Annotated in this window: 24 protein-coding genes and 3 pseudogenes; 9 read left to right on the forward strand and 18 right to left on the reverse strand. The window is 40.6% G+C overall.

Features of this window, described 5'->3' with window-relative positions:
- Window positions 1-230 precede the first annotated feature (230 nt).
- The 3 genes from AXI57_RS20085 to gutB all read right to left on the reverse strand — a co-directional run bounded on the left by AXI57_RS20085 (window position 231) and on the right by gutB (window position 3878).
- Window positions 231-1196, reverse strand: a complete 966-nt coding sequence (locus AXI57_RS20085) for a carbohydrate kinase family protein (RefSeq protein WP_061671093.1) — start codon at window positions 1194-1196, stop codon at window positions 231-233.
- Between the two features lie 121 nt (window positions 1197-1317).
- Window positions 1318-2712, reverse strand: a complete 1395-nt coding sequence (locus AXI57_RS20090) for an MFS transporter (protein ID WP_061671094.1) — start codon at window positions 2710-2712, stop codon at window positions 1318-1320.
- A 98-nt stretch (window positions 2713-2810) separates the two neighbouring features.
- Complete coding sequence (gutB, locus tag AXI57_RS20095) at window positions 2811-3878, reverse strand: sorbitol dehydrogenase (protein WP_061671095.1); 1068 nt, start codon at window positions 3876-3878, stop codon at window positions 2811-2813.
- Window positions 3879-4111: 233 nt separating this feature from the next.
- Between gutB and AXI57_RS20100 the strand changes: the two genes are divergently transcribed.
- The 3 genes and pseudogenes from AXI57_RS20100 to AXI57_RS22415 all read left to right on the forward strand — a co-directional run.
- Window positions 4112-6616 (forward strand): NB-ARC domain-containing protein, encoded by a 2505-nt coding sequence (locus AXI57_RS20100; RefSeq protein ID WP_061671096.1) that lies wholly within the window; start codon window positions 4112-4114, stop codon window positions 6614-6616.
- Window positions 6591-7082 (forward strand): annotated as a pseudogene (locus AXI57_RS20105) (LuxR C-terminal-related transcriptional regulator); the annotation flags it as partial. The gene AXI57_RS20100 and the pseudogene AXI57_RS20105, both read left to right, overlap by 26 nt.
- A 434-nt stretch (window positions 7083-7516) precedes the next feature.
- A pseudogene (locus AXI57_RS22415) lies at window positions 7517-7594 on the forward strand (recombinase family protein); the annotation flags it as partial.
- A gap of 94 nt (window positions 7595-7688) precedes the next feature.
- Here the strand turns inward: AXI57_RS22415 and AXI57_RS20110 are convergent.
- The gene (locus tag AXI57_RS20110) at window positions 7689-9698 is read right to left on the reverse strand and encodes a serine hydrolase domain-containing protein (RefSeq protein WP_061671098.1); all 2010 of its coding nucleotides are present in this window, start codon (window positions 9696-9698) and stop codon (window positions 7689-7691) included.
- A gap of 284 nt (window positions 9699-9982) precedes the next feature.
- Here AXI57_RS20110 and AXI57_RS20115 point away from each other — a divergent pair, with 284 nt between their 5' ends.
- From AXI57_RS20115 to AXI57_RS20125, 4 genes and pseudogenes are all read left to right on the forward strand, one after another.
- Entirely contained in the window at window positions 9983-10573 is a 591-nt protein-coding gene (locus tag AXI57_RS20115) for a sensor domain-containing protein (protein WP_003328523.1), read from the forward strand.
- A gap of 4 nt (window positions 10574-10577) precedes the next feature.
- Window positions 10578-12368, forward strand: a complete 1791-nt coding sequence (locus tag AXI57_RS20120; protein WP_061671099.1) for a helix-turn-helix transcriptional regulator — start codon at window positions 10578-10580, stop codon at window positions 12366-12368.
- Between the two features lie 176 nt (window positions 12369-12544).
- Window positions 12545-12737: pseudogene (locus tag AXI57_RS21175) on the forward strand (tyrosine-type recombinase/integrase); the annotation flags it as partial.
- Between the two features lie 274 nt (window positions 12738-13011).
- Entirely contained in the window at window positions 13012-13200 is a 189-nt protein-coding gene (locus AXI57_RS20125; RefSeq protein WP_061671100.1) for a hypothetical protein, read from the forward strand.
- A gap of 23 nt (window positions 13201-13223) precedes the next feature.
- Here the strand turns inward: AXI57_RS20125 and AXI57_RS20130 are convergent, their stop codons facing one another.
- From AXI57_RS20130 to AXI57_RS21830, 6 genes are all read right to left on the reverse strand, one after another.
- On the reverse strand, window positions 13224-13829 hold the full coding sequence (locus AXI57_RS20130; protein ID WP_061671101.1) for a hypothetical protein: 606 nt from the start codon (window positions 13827-13829) through the stop codon (window positions 13224-13226).
- 18 nt (window positions 13830-13847) lie between these two features.
- Window positions 13848-14375, reverse strand: coding sequence for a hypothetical protein (locus AXI57_RS20135; RefSeq protein ID WP_061671102.1), 528 nt, complete (start codon window positions 14373-14375; stop codon window positions 13848-13850).
- On the reverse strand, window positions 14372-14788 hold the full coding sequence (locus tag AXI57_RS20140; RefSeq protein ID WP_061671103.1) for a DUF6941 family protein: 417 nt from the start codon (window positions 14786-14788) through the stop codon (window positions 14372-14374). Before AXI57_RS20140 ends, AXI57_RS20135 begins: the two co-directional genes overlap by 4 nt.
- Window positions 14789-14989: 201 nt before the next feature.
- Window positions 14990-15220, reverse strand: a complete 231-nt coding sequence (locus AXI57_RS20145; protein WP_015382966.1) for a helix-turn-helix domain-containing protein — start codon at window positions 15218-15220, stop codon at window positions 14990-14992.
- On the reverse strand, window positions 15198-15407 hold the full coding sequence (locus tag AXI57_RS20150) for a hypothetical protein (RefSeq protein WP_061671166.1): 210 nt from the start codon (window positions 15405-15407) through the stop codon (window positions 15198-15200). The genes AXI57_RS20145 and AXI57_RS20150 overlap by 23 nt, the downstream gene beginning before the upstream one ends.
- A gap of 66 nt (window positions 15408-15473) precedes the next feature.
- The gene (locus AXI57_RS21830) at window positions 15474-15617 is read right to left on the reverse strand and encodes a hypothetical protein (protein WP_169800258.1); all 144 of its coding nucleotides are present in this window, start codon (window positions 15615-15617) and stop codon (window positions 15474-15476) included.
- 230 nt (window positions 15618-15847) lie between these two features.
- Between AXI57_RS21830 and AXI57_RS20155 the strand changes: the two genes are divergently transcribed.
- Both AXI57_RS20155 and AXI57_RS20160 read left to right on the forward strand, forming a co-directional pair.
- Window positions 15848-16717 (forward strand): hypothetical protein, encoded by an 870-nt coding sequence (locus AXI57_RS20155; RefSeq protein ID WP_061671104.1) that lies wholly within the window; start codon window positions 15848-15850, stop codon window positions 16715-16717.
- A gap of 15 nt (window positions 16718-16732) precedes the next feature.
- Window positions 16733-17113, forward strand: a complete 381-nt coding sequence (locus AXI57_RS20160) for a DUF3139 domain-containing protein (RefSeq protein WP_061671105.1) — start codon at window positions 16733-16735, stop codon at window positions 17111-17113.
- A 31-nt stretch (window positions 17114-17144) separates the two neighbouring features.
- On the opposite strand, the gene AXI57_RS20165 is transcribed toward AXI57_RS20160, so the two are convergent.
- The 8 genes from AXI57_RS20165 to AXI57_RS20190 all read right to left on the reverse strand — a co-directional run bounded on the left by AXI57_RS20165 (window position 17145) and on the right by AXI57_RS20190 (window position 23043).
- Window positions 17145-18113, reverse strand: a complete 969-nt coding sequence (locus tag AXI57_RS20165; RefSeq protein WP_061671106.1) for an N-acetylmuramoyl-L-alanine amidase — start codon at window positions 18111-18113, stop codon at window positions 17145-17147.
- 53 nt (window positions 18114-18166) lie between these two features.
- Window positions 18167-18430 (reverse strand): phage holin, encoded by a 264-nt coding sequence (locus tag AXI57_RS20170; RefSeq protein WP_061671107.1) that lies wholly within the window; start codon window positions 18428-18430, stop codon window positions 18167-18169.
- Window positions 18431-18445: 15 nt separating this feature from the next.
- The gene (locus AXI57_RS20175; RefSeq protein ID WP_371845857.1) at window positions 18446-18697 is read right to left on the reverse strand and encodes a hemolysin XhlA family protein; all 252 of its coding nucleotides are present in this window, start codon (window positions 18695-18697) and stop codon (window positions 18446-18448) included.
- An 89-nt stretch (window positions 18698-18786) separates the two neighbouring features.
- A complete protein-coding gene (locus AXI57_RS20180; RefSeq protein WP_061671109.1) occupies window positions 18787-19008 on the reverse strand; it encodes a hypothetical protein in 222 nt (73 codons plus the stop codon).
- Between the two features lie 13 nt (window positions 19009-19021).
- Window positions 19022-19189 (reverse strand): XkdX family protein, encoded by a 168-nt coding sequence (locus tag AXI57_RS21535; RefSeq protein ID WP_106048444.1) that lies wholly within the window; start codon window positions 19187-19189, stop codon window positions 19022-19024.
- 18 nt (window positions 19190-19207) lie between these two features.
- Window positions 19208-19342: a hypothetical protein gene (locus tag AXI57_RS22340; protein WP_255265371.1), complete on the reverse strand. Its 135-nt coding sequence runs from the start codon at window positions 19340-19342 to the stop codon at window positions 19208-19210.
- Window positions 19332-19724 (reverse strand): hypothetical protein, encoded by a 393-nt coding sequence (locus AXI57_RS20185; protein WP_061671110.1) that lies wholly within the window; start codon window positions 19722-19724, stop codon window positions 19332-19334. The genes AXI57_RS22340 and AXI57_RS20185 overlap by 11 nt, the downstream gene beginning before the upstream one ends.
- A gap of 16 nt (window positions 19725-19740) precedes the next feature.
- Window positions 19741-23043, reverse strand: a complete 3303-nt coding sequence (locus AXI57_RS20190) for a phage tail spike protein (protein WP_061671111.1) — start codon at window positions 23041-23043, stop codon at window positions 19741-19743.
- Window positions 23044-23049 lie beyond the last annotated feature (6 nt).

A 23049-nucleotide genomic window follows, 5' to 3' on the forward strand; every position in this document is an offset into this window, starting at 1 on the left:
AAGGCCTCTGTTATATTTTATGATCGGGCTGCAGCTTACAAGAAAATGTTCCCTTTTCAATTTGAATCGTAGGATGTTCAATACCAAATTGCTCATGCAGTTTCTTTGCGACTTCATGAGTACTGTAGATGTGAATGATAATACTTTAATCATTTAATAAAAAAAGAGGCCCTATAAAGAGCCTCCTTCTTCTATCAGCAGCCAGACGCTGACCTTACATCATACCGACATTACCTTAAAGGGGCTTCAATCTCTTCAAGACTTGGCAATGCATCAATTGCCCCTATTTTTGTACAAACAACAGCTCCCACCTTATTCGCAAAAGATACGATATCATGCAGCTGCTCAAAATCAGTATAGATAGATGTAATATGATCGGTTTTGGCTAATCTGTATAAGGTTGCACCGACAAAAGCATCCCCCGCACCTGTAGAGTCAATGGATGTAACAGGAATACTTTGAATGATTTCTTTTTCCGCTCCATTTGACAGCAGTGTTCCTCTTTTACCAAGTGTCACGGCAACGATTTTGGCTCCGATTTCATGAAGGATATTGACGCCCTTTTCATGATCCTCAGTACCGCTGATAATTTCCAGCTCCTCATCACTCACCTTGACAAAATCACTTAAATCAATGGCTCTTTTTGCGATTGAGACAAACTCATGGACTCTTCCCTTCCATAAATCTTCCCGATAGTTAGGATCAAAAGAAACAAATTGTCCCTTATCTTTAGCAATGGACATAAGCCGCAGATAGGCTGTACAAAATGGATCAGATAACAATGCCGTCGCCGAGCCAAAATGGAGGATTTTCGCTTGATTCAATTTATCTTCATCGATATCATCCATTGTAAACAGAGCATCCGCGCCTCTATTGAAAACAAAATCGCGCTCTCCATTATTTTTTAATGAAACAAAAGCAAGCGTTGTAGGTGCTTTCTCATCCATAACCAGCATGGAAGTATCAACGTTAACAGTGTCTAGTGTTTCCTTGAGAAAATACCCAAAGGGGTCCTTTCCTACTTTTCCGCTAAAGGCAGCGTCTCCGCCAAGCTTTGCAATGGCGGCTGACACATTCGCAGGTGCCCCGCCGGCACTTTTTAAAAAATTGTGTCCTTCCATTAAATCAACGTCTACATCGGTACAAAAGAAATCGATCAATAGTTCTCCAATACAAACAACAGAATTACTTCGCATTTTTATCACACTCATTTACAAATTCTAGATTATTATCTCACTTCAGACTTCATTATGAGTATATTACTTTCAGTCATAAATACAACTCTTTACATCGAATATTAAAAATTTTAAATCAATTTTACTTACCGTTCGACCTTTCTTCCAGCTCTGATACGATGTTTCTATATCTTTTTTCAGTTAATGGGTAAAAGGATATTAAAATGATAGAGAGTAAAATAAAAAGCCCCGGTATCAATGCATTCATATTTTTTATTGCATTTAGCGATGCGGCCGTCTGATCTGTATTAGCCACATACCCTGCTATTCCTAAGTAAATGGCGGAAAACGATCCAGCAAGCGCAACGCCTAACTTATTAATAAAACTCATACTGGAAATTACCACTCCATCGGCCCGAACTCCGGTTTTCCATTCCGCATAATCAACACAATCTGCAACCATGCCCCAAGCAAGCGTGTTTAAAGGGGTTGTAAAGAACCCTGAAGCAAATAGCCAGATGAAAATGAGCGTCACCGATGAATACGCTGTAAAATGCAGACCCGCATACGAAATCAGTGATAGAGCAGCCGATATGATCATCACATTTTTTCTGCCGCACTTTTCAGAAAAGTAAGGGATAAACAAGTTGCTGATTAACGCTGCACCAAAGAATAAAACAGTTCCAAAAAACACCCATTCCTTGTGGTTCACGTTATACGTAAAGTAGTACACCATTGTGCTGATTTTAATATTAAACCCGATCGCAAATGCTAAAAATGAAGATGTCAAAACCAACAAAGGTTTGTTTTTAAATAATACAGATAACGTCTTTTTGATTCCCTGTTTTTCTCTCTTTTTAGGCGCAATCCGCTCTCTTACTGTAAAGAAACTAAAGAGATTCAAAGCGATACTGACAATGGCATAGACTAAAGCCGTCATCTGAAATCCGAAAGCCTGGTTATCCCCTCCAAATGCTGCCACAAGCGGCGTTGCACAAGAGATGGAGAGAAGGATTCCGATATAAACCAATATCATACGGATCGTTGTTAATACTGTTCTTTCCTTCACAGAATTCGTAATCCGTCCCGTTAAGCTATTTACTGGAATCGTTTGCATACTAAAGGTCATGCCAAGTAAGATATAGGTAATGTACGCATATACAATGTTTCCCGTTGCTCCAAAGTGAGGCGTCGTGAAACACAAGAAAGTGAATAATGCAAAAGGAAGTGCGACCCATAATAGATAAGGTCGTGCCTTTCCCCACCTTGTATTGGTTTTATCTAAAATAACCCCCATAATCGGGTCAAAAATAGCATCCAGCACCCGCACAACAAGAAATAATGTGGCGATGACCGCAGGCTGTATGCCGCCGATGTCCGTATAAAAGAATAAAAGGTATGCGTTTACAAATTGAAACACAATATTGTACGACATATCACCGAAGCCGTATCCGATTCGTTCAAGCCAGGACAATCTGGCACTGGAAGCTGATTTATGTTTTGCCTTCAAGACGGTTATTTTTTCTGTTTCAATCATCATTCACACCCCAAGAATCCGTTTTCAATTAAATGAATACAAGCCATACGCAGTCTTTCACATGACATGAAAGGGGGAAAACAACTACCCCCCTGTTCTTAACTCAGCTCATTCGGGTAAACCATTACTTTTAAACACTCGTTCTTAAACTGAAGGGCCCGTTCCATCGCTTCTTGCGTTTGCGTCAACGAATATCGATCCGTCACAAGATGCTCAGTGTCTACAATACCGGAAGCGAGGAATTCAATTCCCTTTGGGTACGTATTGGCATAACGGAAGATGCCGTATATATCAATCTCATTGTCTGCGATAAACGGCACATTAAGCGGTATTTCATTTTGTGCAGGCAGACCGACAATCGCAAGTTTTCCGCCGCGGCGCACAGAAGCCAGTGCAGATTGCAGTGCTGCAGGATTCCCTGCTGTCTCCCAAGCAACGTCAACGCCTCTATCATCCGTAATGTTTTTAATTTCTTCAAGAGCGTCCTGTTCACGGATATTGATGGCGTGAGTCGCTCCCAGTTTTTTTGCGGCATTTAATCGCAGCGGCTCTAAGTCGGTTACGATGATAGTGCCCGCTCCAAACGCTTTAGCTGCTGCGACAGCCATTAACCCCACAGGGCCCATTCCCATAATCGCAATTGTTGATCCAGGCTGAAGCTTCGTTCTCATCGCTGCATGAATACCGACAGAAAACGGTTCGATCAAGGCAGCATCCTCGTAGGAAAGTGAATCTGGAATTGCAAAAACAAAGTCCTGCCGTATTTTTATATATTGCACAAACGCGCCGTCTACTGGCGGCGTTGCTAAAAATTGCACATCCGGACAAAGGTTATAACGGCCTTCTTTGCACGCGTCACAGCGTCCGCACGTGACACCTGGTTCAACAGCAACGCGGTCGCCGACTTTAAATTGATCAACAGACGAGCCGACAGCCGCGATTTCTCCTGCACATTCATGGCCGAGGATAAATGGCTTTTCCACCACATAGTTGCCTATTCTTCCATTTGTATAGTAATGCAGATCCGATCCGCAAATACCGACAGCCATGACCTTAATCAACACTTCATCATGACTGATTTCAGGTACAGGCAGTGTTTCTATTTTGATTTCTCTTGTGTTGTGCATAACAGCTGCTTTCATGGTTTTAGGTACTGTTTGAGTCATTTCGGCAAATTCCTTTCTTTATGAACACTTCTAACGGCATATGGCCGCTTCATCAAGAAATGTAAGTGCATACATTTTTGCATTGTCTGTTACTGCCCCCATTTTATCTGCTTTTCAAAACATTCAACAGCTTTTCATGCTGTATAAAAGGACAGCCGCACTGTACTTTTTGATTTTTCATATACAAAACAAGCAGGATTGATAAAATAGTACTAATAGGAGGTGCAGGTTTTATGGCTGAACTTGAAGATCAAAAACAATTTGCGGAACTGCTGGCACCGGGCGTCAAGTCATTAAAACTTCATCCTGATTATAAGATCAGAAGGAAAAAGAATGAAAAAACAGGACAGTCTTATTTAGATAACATTTCACACCAGTTGGGAGTCTCTCCTAACACGATTAAAAGCTGGATCGGACAGATGGGTGTGAATTATATTCCCGGAAGAATTGACGATGGAAAACTGTTCGGGATGATCTGGATCATTCTTGAAAAAACCGACATGAATATAGAGTGGTTTACTGGCCTGCTTGAAACCACAACCATACCTGTCATTAAACCTGCATTGCCTGTTTGGGCGGCATCTTGCCTTAAAAAAGCAAAAACGTTAAGAAAAGACGGATCATTCGGTTCACCGCTTGATGAAGATATTGAAAAAGTAGTGAAACGTTTATTTCCTGATGTTCCCGACCATAAAACGAATGCGCTTACAGAACAGATGACTTTGACACACAACTTACCGTCACGCTGGTCGGGTCACTTTATAGGACGGAGTTTTGACATCGAGGCGATACGGCAATGGATGATTTCCGCATCACCTGTCTGTTTAATTACCGGATGGGCAGGCATGGGAAAAACGACTACTGCTCTTGAAGCAGCCTATTCCTGTATCGGCGATTCCTCAGATTGGCCGGCATTCAACAGCATCATCTGGCTCAGTGCTGATTGGAAAGGATTAAGCTTTAGTGATTTTTTAAATACGATTGCCTATCAGCTCGGACGGACAGAACAAATTGATAAGTCAATCAATGAAAAACGGTTTGTCGTCCGCAATGCATTAGCCAATTACACCAGGGAAGAACCAGTATTACTTATCGTTGACAGCGCTGATACCGCAGAAAGCGACATTCTCGAATTCATCACCAGCCTGCCCCAAGGTGTGAAAATCCTCCTTACAGCTCGGGAGAACTTGAAGCAAACATTCAGAGAAGGCTTTGGAGAAATGGTGACCATTCAACTGAGCGGACTTGAAGTAACGGATGCCCTGGAGTATTTTCATCAAGAAGTGCACCGCTGCTTGCAAATATGCAACGATCAAACTAAACAAGCAAAGTTAGCGCAGCTGCTGGAACTATCTCCAGAACTGAAGAGCGAGTTCATTTCAGCGACTGCCGGAAACCCGAAAGCCATGGCACTCAGCATCGCCTATATGTCAGACGATGACATTCCCGCTCAGCAGCTGATTCATGAGCTCGGAAAAGCAGGCTACTCACTATTAGATCTGTTTGATTTTCTATTTGGGCGCACATGGCACAGATGCAATGAAGACACCCGGAAACTATGGCAGGTGCTATGCTTTTTCAGCAAGCCGCCAGATGAAAAAAGTCTGGCGGCAGCAGCTGGATTAGACGCTCGCCGTTTTCATTACGCTGTTGAACAAATGCGGTCATACGCTTTGATTCAGCCGGAACGAAGCAAAGGAAGAACACAGTACTTAGTGCATCAAACCGTTGTCGCATACGGAGAACAGCACTTGTCCGAAAAACAGGACTTTGAAAATGAGGCGCGCAGGCGGTGGGCCCAATATTATATTCGTTACCTAGAGACCCATTTAAAAAGAGAACAGCCAATTTCAATCTATTGGAGTTATCTCCTGGGACGTGATTTGGATCAAATAAAGAAAGAATGGCCGAACATCCTCAAGGTGATCAAGTGGTCAAGCGAAACCGGGCAAAAGGAAATATTAATTGAGCAGATCACCCGCATCAGTCACTTTCTCAGCAGAATCAACCTGCCGCTCCGTATCGAATACGGATGTAAAGCAGCTGAGTACGCCAATCAATTGGGCAAATACACACTTGAAGCTTTCTTTCGAATGGACACAGCAGGCTGGGCACTCATGGAAGTCAATGATTTAGACGGGGCTCTTCAGCAAATAGAAGCCGGTCTAAAGATTCTGGAACAATCAGACTCGGCAGATCACGACGTTCACGATCTAAAGGTTTGGGGACTCGCACTGCAATCTAGGCTGTTTTTAAAAGCTGGACATCATGAAAAAGCAGAAGCCATTTTAAACGAAATCAAAGATCAACCGATTTCCCCTGCGATTCAACACAGAGTTCTATTGGTTCGCGGAGATCTGAGCTTTGTGAAAGGTCATAATGAAGAAGCCATTCAATTATACGAAGCGGCAAATGAGATCAGCTCCATGTATGGGGGCGAAAAAACGATAGAAGCCTATTTCAATTTGGGTATAGCTTACGTGAAGTGTGATCTGTTTGAGAAAGCGGAAGAAGCTTTTGAGCAGATGCTTTATGACAAACATAACGCGAATCAGGTTGAGTTGATTTATTATTATTACGGGATGGCACAGCTGTTGTACTGTAAAGGAGAGAAGACGAAAGCGATGGAAGCTAATCAGAAGGCGATTCGTTTGATTGATTCGTGGGAGCCTGCGATTGGGATTCGAGGAGAGGTGGAACAATTGGGTAAGACGCTTGAAGGAAATGGACGGGCTTGAGGCTTTACTTGAGATGAAACAACGATGGCCTGATATGAACATTATGCTCATGACAACGTTTGAGGATACCTTGCAGGCGGCAACTGCATTGGAGCACGGGGCGGAAGGCTACATGCTGAAGTCGATTCATCCGCGGGAGATGAAGGAAGCCTTGAAACTTATTTATAACGGTGGAACCTGGATCGACCAATCGGTCGCTACGCGAGTTTTCGAAGAGATAAAGCGTCAACGCGAGCAGTTGGAGAAGATCGGCTCAAGTAAGGAAAGCTACCCGTACGGGCTTACGAAACGAGAAATGGAGATTCTGGAGCATCTGTCAAACGGCCTGCGCTACAAGTCAATCGCCGCAAAGCTATTTTTATCGGAGGGAACGGTCCGCAATTACTACTCGAAGCTCTACTCGAAGCTCGACGTCAACAACCGTGAAGAAGCAATAAAAATGGCGCGAACGGAGAATATTGTGTAGGAGCAGGAGAACTTTTTCGATATTTCTCTTGTTTTTTTCAAATGCTTCTTCCCCGTAATAATCAAATCGTTTATCAATCTTAACAAGTTAAAGTCACATAATAGTAGTTTGAACCATTATAGAAATTTAAACTGTTTTTCAACAAAAAAAGCGCATTAATCCTTCTTGGATCAACACACTAGTTAAATTTATAAGCTCCTTATATGTTTTTTTATTTTTAACACGTTTCTTATTAAACCCTTTTTATATGTATCTAAGTCAGAATGTTTAATAGATTAACTACAGGAATACCAAAATCAAGTATTGATATCGCATCTTTTTTATAAACATCGTGACTTTATTTCAAAGCTACAAAAAGCCCTCCAGTTAATTTGGAGGGATTAGCATGCGTTTTTTCCATAATCATATACTAAGTCTTTCTGAATTGATTAAAAATAGAAGAAACTCATTCAAAATGGAGGAATGGAGAAATAACAGCTGTTATGTTTATGGAAATGTTAGAAGAAAAGTAGCATCTCTCCTATAGGAAATGCTACTTTTCCTCCTATTGTAAGAATGATGGTACTCCCCTTAAATATTTGCTATGATTCATGTTTGGATGAATCCTTACTTCTGCTTAATAGGCAAAGCATGATAACCAAAAGCCAAATCGAGTAAGGCACTCGCTTCTTGACGTAGTAACAGATCCTTCGGACGGAAGGTAAAGGATCCGTCGGCGTGGATGGTAGTATCAGGGTCTACGATTCCTTGTGAGGCAAGTGCTTGAATGGCTTGGACCGCCCAGTCATCCGCAGCATCAAGCAATTTTACTTGATTGGCTTGTTCAGGCTGAATCTGCTTTAAGTTTTGAATCATGGTTGCTGCGACTTGTCTGGTAATCGGAGTCGCACGGTCATATCCTGGTATACCAGTTATAAATTGCTTCTTGGCCTCTTTGGAGTCATCTGGGAAATTGCTCCATCCATGTGCAAGCAACAAGGCATCAGCAAATTCTCCTTGTGTCATGGTGCCCATCGGATCGAATAGATTGCCTGCTTTAGCATCCATGATGTTTAAAGCATGAAGATTGTCGATGTGGCTTCTATAATTACTCTTTTGCGGGATATCAGCAAAGGGCGGTTTGATGTTGATCTTCTGGGAGTGAGCGGTAAAGCCTACCCCTTTAGGGTTGGTGTAATAAAAATATGCGATTTCTCCAGCCGTATTTTTTTTGAAAGCAACCTTATTTCCTTCCGAATCCTCAAACAACAACGGATGAATCATTTTGAGGAAATGTTTTCCGGTTTTTTCATCCTCCATGACCAGCGCCCCTTTTTCATAGGTAAAGTGGGTACGAATGGCAAATAACCGTGTGTTTTGGTACAAGCCCAAGTATTTTTGAGCTTCTTTTCCCTCTAAAGGGAGATTAATTGGTTTCTCCACCTTGTGAGCAGGAAAGTAGTGATCCATAAACTCTTCATACACGTCTTTACTCATCATAGTGGCATCATTATTGTAAGACATGAAAAATGCGGTTTTCTGTTCAGGAACCAAAACCATCAAAGAAGAATGTCCCGGCATATTCCCTCCCTTTAATGCCACGTGTTGACCATTAGCAAGATCATTGAAATACGTTTCAAATCCAACTGTCGCAATAGGAATCGTCTTATCTGCGAAAACTTGGTAGTCATGCATCATATCCATGCTTCTTTTACTTACGATTTCTTTACCTCCAAACTTTCCATTCTGTAGCTGCATAATCATGTACTTTGACATGTCTTCTCCAGTGGACAAAATGCTTCCTTGTGGTGCATCTGTTAGACCATGCCCACTTGTTGGAATAGAATCGCCAGTGGGACCGTAATGTGTAGCCATTCTCTTGAGAAGATCAGGCGTAAAACGTACACTTGTAGACTTCATGCCTAATGGTTTGAAAATACTCTTTTCCATATATCGTGAGAAAGATGAGCCCGTAACATTCTCCACTGCATATCCTGCGAGTGCAAATGCGAAGTTGTCATACGTATAAGCTTCACCGGGCGGCCGTACCACCGTCGGCATATGTTTAGAGAAAAACTCCTTCATCGGGATATCTTGATTAACGTATTCTGGTCCGGTTATTGTAGTGATATCGGGAAAATCCACGCCGCTGGTATAGGTCAGCATATCAAACAGGGTGAGGGGTTTTCCTGTTTTATTGGGTATTTTCAATCCACCGAGATATTGTTGTACATCTTGATCTAGTTTAAGCTTTCCTTTATCGACTTGTTGCATCACGGCCAAGGCAGTAAAAGTTTTCGAGACTGAAGCAATTTGGAAGACCGTTTCCTTATTCACGGGAATCTTCTTTTCTTTATCTGCATAACCGTACCCTTTATTGATGACGACCTTTCCATCATGGACGACGACAAAACTTGAACCGTTTACATTGTACTCCTTCATTTTTTCCTCAAATAACGGATCAGCAAAAGATTCTATTTCTTTTGCATTATTGGGAGCTTTCGTCATTTGGACATCGGGCGTGGATGTCGATGGTTTTGATTCTCCAACTTCTAATGATTGTGGGGAACACGCAGAAATCATGCTAGTAGAAGTGAGAAGGATTGCGAGACTGAGTGTATTGATTGCTTTTTTCATTTTCGGACTCTCCTTTGTTTGACTTAAAATTTCTTGTCAGCACAACGAGTAGTCAGCTCGTCAGTGTATAAACCGAGTGTAGCAATCGGAAAGTCATAGTAGCTAGTGACCTTTCGTCATTTTCATGCATGACATAAAAAATAGAGCGTAGTACGGATAGTTTTATAGTCATGACCTATAAATCATGACACTTTGACACTACCGTATGTGACAGGCGAAAAGTTAGAATCGAAGAGCGGCTCATAACGTATTAGTAAAGAAAAGAAAAAGGAGGAGAAACTCTAATGACGAAAGAAGCAGTTCAAAAAAGTTTGCAAGATTTCTACTTTTTGTTGTTTACCTTCGGATCTGGATTGTTTTACTTTTGCTTCTATTTGGCCAGCATTACATTTGCACTCGTGATGACAGTTATCTTCGTAGGTATTCCCTTGTTAGCGAGTGTGTTGCGGACAACTCACACGTTTGTCCAGTATGAACGTATTCAGACGAAGGTTTATACGGATATATCGATAGAGCCAATCCTACCAAGGACAAAAAGTGGAGGGGATAAATGGATTGAAGCGAAAGAAGCAATTCTTAATAGTAACAATTGGAGGGCTATTTTTTGGCTCATGCAGAAGTTTCTTATTGGGGTAATTAGCCTCATATGTGCCGTTATATTGTATGTAGCTCCGCTTGTATTTATCGTTACACCGTTACTTTTTCAATATCTTGAGATATATTTATTAGGAATAACTGTGGATTCATGGAAGGAATCTATATGTGTCATGATCGCTGGGGGTATTCTCTCTTGGATACGTACTTGTATTGGAAACAGTTTAGTTCAAATGATTGGAAAGTACACGATTTCCATGTTCAAAGCTATTAAGGGGTGATAATTTGTTTGGGATTTTGAAACAATGGTTTTGGTATGACTGGGTATTACTTTGTATACGTTTTGTCATCTGGCTCTCAATGATGTTAACTACTATCCAACACCAAGACCATTTGACTGTGCCACTTTGGATCATCATTCTTTGGGAAGTAGCCTCATTTTCAGTACCTTGGATTTGTTTAATGTTCAGTTATCGCTATTATCTGTTTACTGAGATAGTTTTGTTTGGTGGAGTTTGCTTCTACTTAATCTTCTTATTTCCAACGGCTTATCTTGCTTTTTTAATGCCGACTTTCATGATCGCGGCAAATAGTGCCCATAAATCATACCGTTGGTCGGGTTCTATCACAATTGTTTTGTTTCCGTTTCTCATTGCAATATTTTCCCGTGAAATAGATGTATGGGTGATTATCCTACAAATGGGTCTGGCTTTTGCAATGGGATTTTCCTTTCGTTTACTCGTTATTAATTACCGTAACAATGAAATTATTCGTAACCAGAAGCAAGTATTGGAACAGTATTTATCCCAGATTGAACGAATTACTTTGCTAGAGGAGCGTGATAGACTCTCAAAAGATTTACACGATACGATGGGACATTCCTATACCTCAATCATTATGGGGATGGAAACATTACGTACGGAATTAAAGACAAAAGATGGGGAACAAAAGCTTGACTCATTATTGAAATTGGCCCGTAACAGTATGACAGAAGTGAGAACGTATTTACATCAAATGGATTCACAACAAGAATCACTTCCGCTAATTGTTACCTTGAAACAATTAGCGGAAGAGTTCCAGAAACATGCAAAAGTAAATGTACGCACTCGAATAATAGGGGAAGAGTACACGGTCCCCAAACAAGTGAAAATGACACTGTATCGGAGCTTGCAGGAAGCACTGACTAATGCTGTGCGACACGGACAATCCACCGAAATCATTGTGTCACTGCATTTTGAGCCGCAACAGACGAGATTGGATGTGCAAGATAATGGCTGCGGAGTGGAGGAATGGAAAGATGGCTTCGGGTTAACTGCGATGAAAGAACGTACGGCACAATTACAAGGTAGAGTCACTATATACTCCGAAAAAGACGAGGGGACGCTCATCTCATGTGTGTTACCTAAACTGGAACAATCATCCAATGAACGAATCCGCTTGTGTATCGTGGATGATCATTCGTTTATTCGAGAAAGTCTCTATACAATCTTGGATGAACAGAAAGACTTGCAGGTAGTGGGCATGGCTGAAGATGGAGAGCAAGCTGTAGAATTGTGTGGAAGGCTGAATCCAGATTTGGTATTAATGGATTTGGAGATGCCCAATCAGGATGGGATTCGTGCCACCAAAATAATCAAGGGCAAATGGCCTGACATTCGTGTCCTCATCCTGTCAACGTTTCAGGATATAGAAAGGGCGAAGGAAATCATACGAAGCGGCGCTGACGGCTATCTGCTAAAATCCATAGAGTCACGTGAACTAGCTGAATCGATTCGCCTCGTCTATCGGGGAGCCACTATGATTGACCAAGGTTTGTTCCATAGAATGTGGGATGGAACTGATGAGGCTGAGCCATCCGGATTGAAGTTAGATGGAAAAGAGTATGGCTTAACGAAACGCGAACTTGAGGTTTTGAATCTTTTGTCTCAAGGAATTCGTTATAAAACAATTGCTTCGGAACTTTACTTATCAAACGGCACTGTAAGAAATTACGCTTCCACTCTCTATGATAAATTAGGAGTCAAAAATCGAGAAGAAGCCGTGCAAAAGGCAAGAGATACAGGATTACTTTCATAAGAGGGATTACTTTCATCTGCTAGGGGTGTGTGAACGTTCAAGGTTTCAGGGGACCACATGTCAAAAATAAGTGTTATAGGCGATTTTATAGCTTCTATAAATAATGTTTTGTTTTTGTTATAAGTTTTTAAGTAATTCATGTTTAATTTTCAATGAATCATATAAAGACAAGCATATTACAACCCCATAGCTTTAGACATACTCATACATCCCCTTCTCATTGAAGCTGGGGCAGGCGTAAAGGAGATTCAAGAAAGATTAGGGCATTCAGACATCAACACGACGATGAATATTTACGCTCATATGACAAAAAATATCGAAGAAAAGACCTCCCATAAGTTCAGTGAACTTACGAAAGGTCTTCTCTAATTGGTGAAGTAAATTTGTTTCAAAAACTGAAAGTTAGCAAAAAGTTAGCATTTCACTAATCTCCACCTTCCAAACCCCTATATATCAAGGGTTCTAGGCGATGATTACATCATGCCGCCCATGCATTGCCCCTTTTTATGCCGTTTTTCCACCTGATATACCAGCTTTTTTGATTTCATTTCACCAAGATTGGTTTACGAACATACGTACTATGTTGTATCATTTTATATGGGTTTCGGCATCAAAAACGGCATCAATTTTGGGAGATGACCAAATGACTGATTTTGAACGGAAAGTATATCAGATCATAGTGAACATGCATCTGTATGGGAAGAATCCAACTATGAACGATTTGAAAAGGAAGACCGGAAAGAGCGAAGAGGATATTCGTGCAGCTGTTAAAAGCCTTATGATGAAAGCTGAATTAAAGTGGGATAAAAAAACGAAAAAATGGAGAATATAAAAAAGCTCACCTATTGGCGGGCTTCAAACTTCTCCGTCTTGTATATAAATGTCTGCGGGCAAACCTATTCTGAAGAAATTACGTGCATACGCTTGAGAAAGGTGTTCCCTATAAGGCGGCAATAATCTGAATCTCTTATTTTTATTCTCTCTCACTTGAGATTCTAGAGCTTCTTTTGGCAAAGTAAAACTATTTCTCAATAGAACTACATTATAATCTAACTCTTTTTCTCCACCAGGTGAAACGTACTTATTGAGCAAATGAAAATCCAAATAACTTCCGGATCTTAATTTTTTTATTTCATTTGCTTTATTCTTTTTCATACTACTACTTAAATCTTTTTTTAATAGTCTTTCACGGTTCTCCCCATTTGGATAATACTTCGCCAATAAAAGCTCAGTAAGAAATCCACTGAGAGAACGTAGTGGACATAATGTTACATCATTCACTTTAGAATTTTCTAAATCACAAGCTTGAGTTATGACTATTACATCATGGACTTCACCTTCGACTTTAAAAAAAGGACTTTCTTCTTTATACACAATTTTTGGCAACATACATTTTAAAATTATGTCACCTTGTGAAATTGTCTGATTTTCAGGCAAAGATGCATACCAGTTGTATTCCAAAAGTACCCCCCCAAATAATTACACATCAAAAATTTCATACGGTTTTGCTTTAATTAAGTCAGAAACCTCTACTTCTTCTACTTTGGAGAAATCTAATGAAGGACTTGACCCCGTTGTAAAGGAAATGTCGTCGATTAAATCGAACGTTTCATAAGGTTTTGCCTTAATATCTGGACCTACAATCACCTCTTCAATATTTTCAAAATCATATTTCTGTGCCATTATTTCCCCCTCCAATATGGATTTGTTCGACGAAATACTTGACACCGTTTTAATTTCTGGATTTAATGATATCCCTGAGTTGTAATTTATGGAGAAGTTTTCATTGTAATTACCTGAGTCCGTCGATTTGCCTTTAACATTTGTATCTACAATTGACTCTTGAACAATGGTTTTATTCACATTTATTTGGGGCACGGTTGCACTTCCACCGAAAACCGAAGCAATTGCAAAAGAAAAAATTCCAGTAGCCTGTAACATTTTATGCGGTTTTAAAGAAACAGGTTCAACCATTGAATCACTTGTTCTTAATTCAATTGTATTCATAATGTTTCCTTTCCTTTCACATAAATCGGAAATTCCCCAAGGCTTGTTCCATCTGCAATAATTTCTGTCTTATAATAACCTTCATCTTTGAGTACAATATTTCTTAAGTCCATGTTAAAGACAACACCTTGTTCACTATCAGGCAAGTTTAAGGAATTTTCCCCAAGAAAGTCTTTAGTGATTTTGATCGTCTTTGTATCAACTAAAGGTGCATCTTGCGAATTTGGAGTTTTAAACAAAACCCTTAATTCCATATCCTCTTTTAAACCCTTTAATCCTGCAGCTATTGAGAAAGAAAACATACCTGGTATAAACGCAGGGATTAATGATAATAAAGGTTGTACTACTGTCAGTTTTCCATTTTGATCTGGTTCTGCTTTTTCACAGTATATAAAAGTCGATACTGATGGCATTGAATTCCCCTCCTAGCAAGCATCATATTATATGCTTACATGTACCATTATATTAGCCGGAAAGAAGGTTTTTGTAAACTCCTTTAACCTATAATATGGACACATTTAATGGGAAATAATCAATAAACGGGTCAAAGTATTTTTCACTAATAACTGCCAAACGTATGACAAACAAAAACCCTCCTCATCTCGAGAAGGGCTTCATTCATCATACGGCCGGTATTTCTTCCGGCCGGCTTCTAACTCTTTTTTTAGGGCTTGCACATGTCCCAGCAAAAACAAGGCAACTGTCCCAACCTTTTTAACCGGCTTGAGCTTTCCAGAAGTCACAAGGGTGCTCAAACGCTGCCGGGTGATTCCAAGCAGCTCCCCGGCTTCAGCTGCCGTCAAAACTTCTTCCTGGATAAACTTAATTTTTTCGCTTTCTTTCATGGCTTTTCTCTCTCCATATCATAATGAATCCTTTTAATAACGTGACGATCGCAGCCAAGTATAAAATGATGCCTGTGATCTTACCGAGAGTCCCGGCGTTTTCGAAATCAATAGCAACAATTCCCGCTATTATGATTAACAAAGTGGTCATATCTAATGTACTGTACTGTTTAAAATATTTTTTCATATGCTCGTGGACGTGATATAATGTGGTAAGAGCAAGGGGAGCAATCCCCTTGTCTCTCACTATGTCTCAGCGCTTCTTGCTTACCCGGCGGGAGCGCTTTTTTTTGTTCTTCTCTCGCTTTTCGCTCTCCTTTTGCCATATATCGTAGATATTTTTGACAATGGTCACGACTGCCGCGATGATAAGAACTATGTTTCTTACGTCGTCCACTTCAGCACCTCCTTTCTATACTTTAATTATACAACATCTATTTACAACAGTCAATAGATTAAGGAAATAAGTTCTTCTTCCTTAAAAGTTACTTTTCTTATTAATTTAGTTTGTTAAGGAAAATTTAAGGTAATTACCAGCAAAATTATGGTATTATTGCCTCTGTTGCTTTAGACCTTCTGATATAAGGGTCAAAAGTAATAGAAATAACAAGAATTGAGGTAAGAAGAATGAAAAAGCGCAGTATTATTCTATTTTTAATGCTCGTATCTATTTGCTCTGTTATAATACCAATGCACACTAGAGCAGAAGAACAAATTGATTATAATGCAATTTATAATCAAGCTATTAAAGAAGGAGTTATTAATCAACAGGATTTAAGTTATGATGACTGGTTAAAGGAGAATGTAGGATACAAGAAGATTTATGATGCAGGAATAAATGAAAATGTTTTAGATCCCACGCTTGGATACACAGAGTGGATTAAATTAAATCATTATGGTCAACCACCTGCAGATGACAATACTGAGTTTACAACCTATACATTAGGATCAACAAAAACAAAAGCTACAATGCTATCAACATCCACATCAAACATCAAAGTTACGCAACTATCTAGTTTTCGAATTAAACCGGGAGATATATTGATTACTAACTCTACTTCATCAAACGGTATTGTTGGACATTCAGCAATTGCTAATGGAGCAAATCATATTCTAGATATGCCAGGATACGGAAACAAAAGTGATAATAATAGACAACTTACCGTTTCACAATGGTTGTCTAAATATAACCATGGCTGGATTAAAGTATATAGACTAAAAAATAGTAGTATGGCAGCTAAAGTGGCAAGATATGCAGATAGAAACTATTATTCAAGTAATGGATCTTCTAAAAAAAATATTCATATAGCTTATAAAATAGATCGTCATTTATATCAAAAGTCGCCAAGCTACTGTTCAAAGCTAGTATATGATGCGTATTATTATGGCTCTGGCTCAGCTTCTGTTGTTAGGGCCAAACATGGATATGTTATGCCATATGATTTACCTGGGGTTTTCACTGCTAAGTACCGCCCTGCAATGGTACATCAATATTAAATAGGAGTATATAAAATGGTAAAAAAAATAGTACTTTCTCTTATTGCTTTAGTTATTATTGTTGTTGGAGCTTCTTTACTTGTTCATTTTAACAGCAGAAAAGTAGCTGAAGATAAAATTGATCAATATATTTCAGACTATGGAATTCCCAAAAAGGATATTAAATCTGAAGAATATCCTATGTTTAATTCTTTAAGTGCACCTAAAGGTTTTACTAAAACGGTTTATGTGAAGAATGAAAACAATAAAGACAACTATTACATTTTTCACTATGACCCCTCCAGCAAAAAAGTAAATTTCTCTGGTGTTGTTGAAGGATCTGAAGTATCAATTCATGATAAATTGATCAAGAAATTAAAATACCAACCATCTGATAAGGTTTTGAACCAAGATTAAAAGCCCTCTTTTGAGGGCTTTTTCTTTTTTACTACTTCAATAGTGCTTCCAATTTCGCTTTCGTTTTCGGTCCGTAAATACCGTCTGCAGAAAGCCCATGCATCATCTGGAACCGTTTTACTGCGTTTGCTGTTTTCGGACCATACACACCGTCAATGCCGTTATTCTTCGCCCCTTTGTCAGGATAGAAATAAAGAGCCGCCAACGCTTTCTGAATCTGTTTGACAGCCGCTCCTTTCATCAATGGGCTTTTCACTTTATAGATACCTGAGGGCAGCGTATATGATGACTTTTTACTGCTCGTTGATGAACCCGAAGATCCGCCGTTGCTTTTTAGGTTTAATTTCTGACCAACTTTGATCTTATTCGGGTCCTTTATGCCGTTCCAACTCTGCAGGTTTGCCACGCTTACCCCTTGAGCCTTTGCAATTCCGGAAAGAGTATCTCCTTTTTTGACTGTGTAAGTTGATCCTGACGAACTCCCTGAGGAACTAGAAGTCTTTCCGCCCAGCGCTTTCAATTCTTTTTCAATGGCAGCCTTAACCTCGTCCCATCGTCCTTCTGATAAAATACGGTGAGGGCAGTATTTGCCGTTCCAGTCTTGATGCTTCCGAACACGATCAATGCCCCAGCCTCGTTCTTTTAGTAACTGCGCCACAAACTTGATGGCTCTTTCCTCTGCCGCCTTGTATCGCGCGCCTCCTGACTTGCTGTAGCAGATTTCAACACCGATAGACTCACGGTTCCCGGTGCCGTTTGTGCCGTCTCCTGTGTGCCATGCATTGCGATCTGTGGGGATACCCTGCCTTACTTCTTTGTCATCAACAGCAAAATGAAAACTAGTTGAACTGGTGTTTCCGATCATGTAGCTAACCTCATTAGCAGCACATGCATCATTGTACGTGTTGTGGATGGTAATGTATTCAGCGTCCATATGATTAGGACATTTTAATTTATATTTTTCCTCTGATACAAGATTCTTTTTCACTGAGACTGTCATAGATATTCTCTCCTATTCTATTTTGAAATAAAAAAGGCTGCCCGATGGCAACCTCATTTGGTTAGATCATGATTTTTTAGCACGGCTTTTTGCTTATGTCCTTTTGCTGTCACATAGTTATTTTTGAACCACACTGCAATAGTCGTTCCGATTGTGAAAATAAGAGAGCCAGCAGTGTATAGCGCATCCGCAAGCTGATTGACCTGAACATCGGTAATATCCAAAGGTGATTTACCGAACATCAGCATTGTTTGGTTGATTAAAGCAATTAAAAGAAGCGCAGTCCGAACGACTGTGCCTTTGTCAAAGTTTTTCATATTGTGTTTTCCTCCTTATTTTTGCAAAAGATTATAAAAAATAGCGATTGTCCCACCGATAATCCCGGTGCAGATCGCTGTTATGATAGCGCCTGTAATAGTGCGCTTGATCCATGTTGTATTCTCCTCAATTTTATTGAGCTTGTCATTTAAAGAAGTGATCTGCTGATCTTGCCTATCTGAAGAGCGTTCTAATGAATAAACCCGCAATTCCAGTTTTTCTTGTTTTGATGCTATTTGGTGCAATTCTTTTTCTAATGGATTCATATCCGGTACCTCCGTCAATTGTGACATTAGTACGCCCCCCTTTTACCTATTTCATACGCATCGCCTCCTTTGAGGCAAAATTAAAACACCTATTCGGTTACAGGTGCTGGTTCACTATTATTTGTTTTTGGCGTTGTTGTCGCGTTTAATTGCTTTTCGAGTTCTTCGCGTTTCTTTTGAGCAAATGTGTATAAGGCTTTGTATTCGGCGCACTCATTATTCTTTTGATTCAACTCTTCTTGTAATGAGGCAGACTTATAAAGTTCAATCTGTAGCTGTTCCTGAAGTTGCTCCTTTGTCATTTCTTGCATTCAAAACACTCCTTTATTCTTGGTCAGGATAGGCATCGCCGCGCTCCATCACAGTAATTTGATCATATTCTGATTGAGTTATTCTTTTGTCTTTGACAGCTATTTTCATTTCCGCAGTCAAAACGGTTCCGTTCCTCCAGCAATCCTCATAAAATCCGTAAAGAGCACTTCGTTTTTCCAATGGGCTCCCCTCCGATTCCTACGATTGGTTTGCCATTAAAAGATTGCAGACGCGCTGAAGGTCCATAACCTGTTCTTTTAATTTTTGCTCTTCAGTTATTTCCTGCGCTCTATCTTTCGCTTCCTTGTTTAATTCAATCGGATCAAGCTTCAATTTTTGTTTCCTCCTCAGATTTAACATAGTTCGTAATGTGTCCAGCGCGATTGCCATCCTTATCGACAACGATATCGACAAGGGTTAGAATCAATCTTTTCTCCATGTTATACCCCGGATAATACCCGTCACCATCGACATACGTTTTAGTCAGTACGTAGCTCATTTCATCGGTCTCATTATCCAGGACCGCATACAATTGATAAGCCACTTTCACAGAGTCATCCGGTGTCAGATCAAAAGATACGGATTCCATGGGATATGTGTTCCCGCCTACTCTCTGAACAACCCCCTCTGTCATTTCAATTCCTGCGTTCGTTTGTGTGATTTTTATATTTTCTGTGTAATACACCCTAGCTTTAAATTCTCTTATTTCAACCATTTTCCAATTCCCACCCTTATGGAGACTCGTAAAATATTACTATCTGAACTTCGATTGACTTCCCAGCTACCCCGGAGGTCGTCCCGGTTCCACGTACACCTAAATCATAGGTTTCTGCGCCCCAGTTTTCTATCCCGACAGTAACCGCATTCGAATATGGACCGACTGCCGTTGCTGTTGCTGCAAAAACTTGTTCCGGGGATACGTTGTATTGATCATCGAAAAAATAAAGTCTCGTGTACTTTTGGTATGCTGTTGACCCACCACCTGGCGGAAGACCTATGGACGTTGTGAAACAGAAAGTCATAAGTCCATGCTGTAATCCTCCGTATTTATTTTGTAAAGCTTTAGACACGCCGCCGCCCATTATTTTATGCGCGACGCTTTTTGCGTTCCCTCCGACAACGTAAGAACTCATCGGCAGGGTTACGGGACCACCTTGGATTGTAAGGCCCTTCTTTGCTCTTATGCGCGCTCCACCCGTAACATCGACATCAAAGTTAGTAGTCCTGAATCTCGCTATTGTTGATGAACCTGAAAATATAGCGCTGTTGTGACATGTAGAAAAATACTTCATGTCTTCCACATCTAAACCGTTGTCACTGCTCGCTGTTATTTTCAACGCGTCCCCTGGAACGCTCGACAATCTGTCGATGCTCATGTCTATGATGGATTCAACGTGTATGGCATTACTCCCGTACAGCTCGATCCTAGGCGTGTCTATATCTACGTTGTCAGTTTCCGTCCCTCCTTTTACTGTTATTTTCCCGTCACCGATTTTAACTGTTCGATATATTTCTTCATCATCGCCGATAATATTTCCGCTTTGCTGTTCCAAAGAACCGGAGGTTAACGTCATTCTGTTATAATCTCCACCCGTCACTCGCTTGTATTGATACAGTTTATCGCCTTCGATATACGCTTCAAGGTTTCGGACGTTCTCGGAGATTGCTTCAAACCTACCACCGCGGATAAGAGACCCCACAATGTCAATGGCTTGTATCGTTCCTGACGTGATTTTGTCAGCAGACAAGTCTTTGATTTTCGCTGTGGTGATAGAGCCGTCAATGATGTGAACGTTGTCGATGATCGCCTCTTTAAGATGCGCTTTTGCGATAGCAGCGTTTTGAATTGCCGCGGTCCCTATAGCCGCCTCAGCCACTAAAGCAGATGTAATAGCCCCGTCAATAAGTTGCGTATCGTAAGGGCTGAGAGCAAATTCTTTTCTTACATCCCCCTCTCTTATTTGGATTTTTCTTATTGTGAATTCTGCCGCATCTGTAACGTTAACTGTGCTGTCACCCAGCCACAAACTCCCGTTACTAATCGTTACGTTAGGTGTAAATACAAGATCATAACGGACGAATTGGTCTGGTGGGTCCGTTAAGTTCGTTAGAGTGTTAGGAATCGCAAATACTTCTTTATTGCCTTCTCTTATCCGTGTGTAATTGAAACCCGGAGAGTTAGTTCGTTTTAATTCAAAAGACAAGGTGTACTTTTTCCCCTTCGTCAACTTCAAACCATTTCTTCCGGAAAAGGTAATGCCGTACACTGCATTAGTGTCGCTTCCTTTGACGACTCTGATTTCATTAAAATCTTTTGATGTGTCTAACGTTCTATTAGATGAGTTCAACCGCCATATTTCATCAAGATTTCTGAGAATAGAACCCGGCAGAATATTTTGCCCCGAAAGCGTCATTGATAACTTATCAGCGGTTATCGTCAAATCAGCAAGCCTTTCGGTCGTTACAGCTCCGTACATGATGTCATCTGTCAAAACCCGCTGAGTAGTCGCGGAAAACTGTTTTGTATATTCGCTTGCCGTGCCCTGTGTGTTGATTGAACGCAGGCGATAATACCAAACTTCATTAACTCCCGTAAAATGCTCGTATCCGCTTGTTTTGCCTCTGAAAATTCGATTCTCTATTGATGGAGTAAAGTCGTTCATCTGTGAAGCGTAAACCTCGTAAGCAGCAATATAACTGGATGGGTTGTAATCCCATGTGATCGCTACGTTTTGAAACATGGCTTTGACAACAACATTAGACGGGACCGGTGGCTTTTTATCCAGAAAACTGCCATCTGTAACAATAGGGTTACCGCCGCTGTCCCATGTACCACGGTTTTTATCAATAATAGATTTTATCTGATCCAGCCGAGTATCTTTTTGCAAGGTCGATAAGAATTGCCCGATTTCCACCACGCAAGTATTGTCAGGATCGGTTATATCGTATTCCATCGAAATAACCCGCTGTGACGTTTCTATCGGTATAGCAAAGTTCCGATCGATAGCAATCGTGGTGTCTCCCAACTCCACATGTTCATGCTCATATCCGGGCACGTTTTGAAGCAACTGGACCGACAACTCATAATTAACTTCTGTTTTTGATGCTGTTGTTATCAGATGATCATATGTGGCCTTTAAAAGCTCTTCCGGCTCTGTTATATCCTCGTTGTTGTATTCGCCTTCTCTGTGGATCAGAACGCCGTCTTTAAGCCGCCCTAACTGTTTTAATAAATCCGGATCACCAACCCACTCCTGACCTAGAGGCTTATCAACCGGATCGCCTTTTGATTTTTTCCATTCCACTTCAGAAAAGTCGATAAAACGTGAATAACCGCCCGTTTCCTCTCCGTCCTCATCGGTAGATGGTATGGATGCCCCGTATCCCCAAAGAGCTGTCACTGGGTAGCTAATGACCGTACGCCGGATGTTTTCGGTATCCTTATCTATTTCAAAACGCTTTCCGCCGTCTTTACCTCGCCGGGGAACAATTTTTATAATTCGCTTCGTAATTTTATTGCCATCGAACTCTATTGAATCCCGCAGTTCGCCGCCCCATATGTTTATCACTTCCGCGATGCAATCAAGGGCACTTTTTTTATAGAACGTGGTTGAATTTGTGCCAAGTTCTGCCGTTACCTCTGCCACCCATCTTGAACGGGCAAGGACATTGTCTAAAACAAATTGTGCAGTTTTATCCTTTGGTCGAAAGTCTTTAACGAAAGTTTCCGCCAGTTCCATCATGGCAGCTTCACAGGTTACAAGTGTATTGACCTCTGCGTCTTCGTCAGTATCATCAATTTCCTTTATGACGAAAAGCCTGAGAACGCCGTCCTTATCCTTGAATATCACTTGATTCTCTTCATATAGAAAGCGTGCATCCGGATGGGCCGCATCTGCAATAAAAGAAAAAGAAGAGCCTTTATTCAGCTCTTCTTTGTATTTTGCATCCCAAAAAGTACAGGTATCTTGTCCGTCGCTGGACAGCACTGTCAGCAATTCTTCATCGGGTGAGAGTATATACATGTCAGCCATAAACGG

The sequence above is a fragment of the Bacillus atrophaeus genome, from assembly GCF_001584335.1.
GTDB lineage: Bacteria > Bacillota > Bacilli > Bacillales > Bacillaceae > Bacillus > Bacillus atrophaeus.

Bases quoted from the DNA above. Each gene is read 5' to 3' on its own strand.
- AXI57_RS20085 (WP_061671093.1), bottom strand. From the start codon at position 1,196: ATGCGAAGTAATTCTGTTGTTTGTATTGGAGAACTATTGATCGATTTC.
- AXI57_RS20090 (WP_061671094.1), bottom strand. From the start codon at position 2,712: ATGATTGAAACAGAAAAAATAACCGTCTTGAAGGCAAAACATAAATCA.
- gutB (WP_061671095.1), bottom strand. From the start codon at position 3,878: ATGACTCAAACAGTACCTAAAACCATGAAAGCAGCTGTTATGCACAAC.
- AXI57_RS20100 (WP_061671096.1), top strand. From the start codon at position 4,112: ATGGCTGAACTTGAAGATCAAAAACAATTTGCGGAACTGCTGGCACCG.
- AXI57_RS20110 (WP_061671098.1), bottom strand. From the start codon at position 9,698: ATGAAAAAAGCAATCAATACACTCAGTCTCGCAATCCTTCTCACTTCT.
- AXI57_RS20115 (WP_003328523.1), top strand. From the start codon at position 9,983: ATGACGAAAGAAGCAGTTCAAAAAAGTTTGCAAGATTTCTACTTTTTG.
- AXI57_RS20125 (WP_061671100.1), top strand. From the start codon at position 13,012: ATGACTGATTTTGAACGGAAAGTATATCAGATCATAGTGAACATGCAT.
- AXI57_RS20135 (WP_061671102.1), bottom strand. From the start codon at position 14,375: ATGAATACAATTGAATTAAGAACAAGTGATTCAATGGTTGAACCTGTT.
- AXI57_RS20140 (WP_061671103.1), bottom strand. From the start codon at position 14,788: ATGCCATCAGTATCGACTTTTATATACTGTGAAAAAGCAGAACCAGAT.
- AXI57_RS20145 (WP_015382966.1), bottom strand. From the start codon at position 15,220: ATGAAAGAAAGCGAAAAAATTAAGTTTATCCAGGAAGAAGTTTTGACG.
- AXI57_RS20150 (WP_061671166.1), bottom strand. From the start codon at position 15,407: ATGAAAAAATATTTTAAACAGTACAGTACATTAGATATGACCACTTTG.
- AXI57_RS20155 (WP_061671104.1), top strand. From the start codon at position 15,848: ATGAAAAAGCGCAGTATTATTCTATTTTTAATGCTCGTATCTATTTGC.
- AXI57_RS20160 (WP_061671105.1), top strand. From the start codon at position 16,733: ATGGTAAAAAAAATAGTACTTTCTCTTATTGCTTTAGTTATTATTGTT.
- AXI57_RS20165 (WP_061671106.1), bottom strand. From the start codon at position 18,113: ATGACAGTCTCAGTGAAAAAGAATCTTGTATCAGAGGAAAAATATAAA.
- AXI57_RS20170 (WP_061671107.1), bottom strand. From the start codon at position 18,430: ATGAAAAACTTTGACAAAGGCACAGTCGTTCGGACTGCGCTTCTTTTA.
- AXI57_RS20175 (WP_371845857.1), bottom strand. From the start codon at position 18,697: ATGAATCCATTAGAAAAAGAATTGCACCAAATAGCATCAAAACAAGAA.
- AXI57_RS20180 (WP_061671109.1), bottom strand. From the start codon at position 19,008: ATGCAAGAAATGACAAAGGAGCAACTTCAGGAACAGCTACAGATTGAA.
- AXI57_RS20185 (WP_061671110.1), bottom strand. From the start codon at position 19,724: ATGGTTGAAATAAGAGAATTTAAAGCTAGGGTGTATTACACAGAAAAT.
- AXI57_RS20190 (WP_061671111.1), bottom strand. From the start codon at position 23,043: ATGGCTGACATGTATATACTCTCACCCGATGAAGAATTGCTGACAGTG.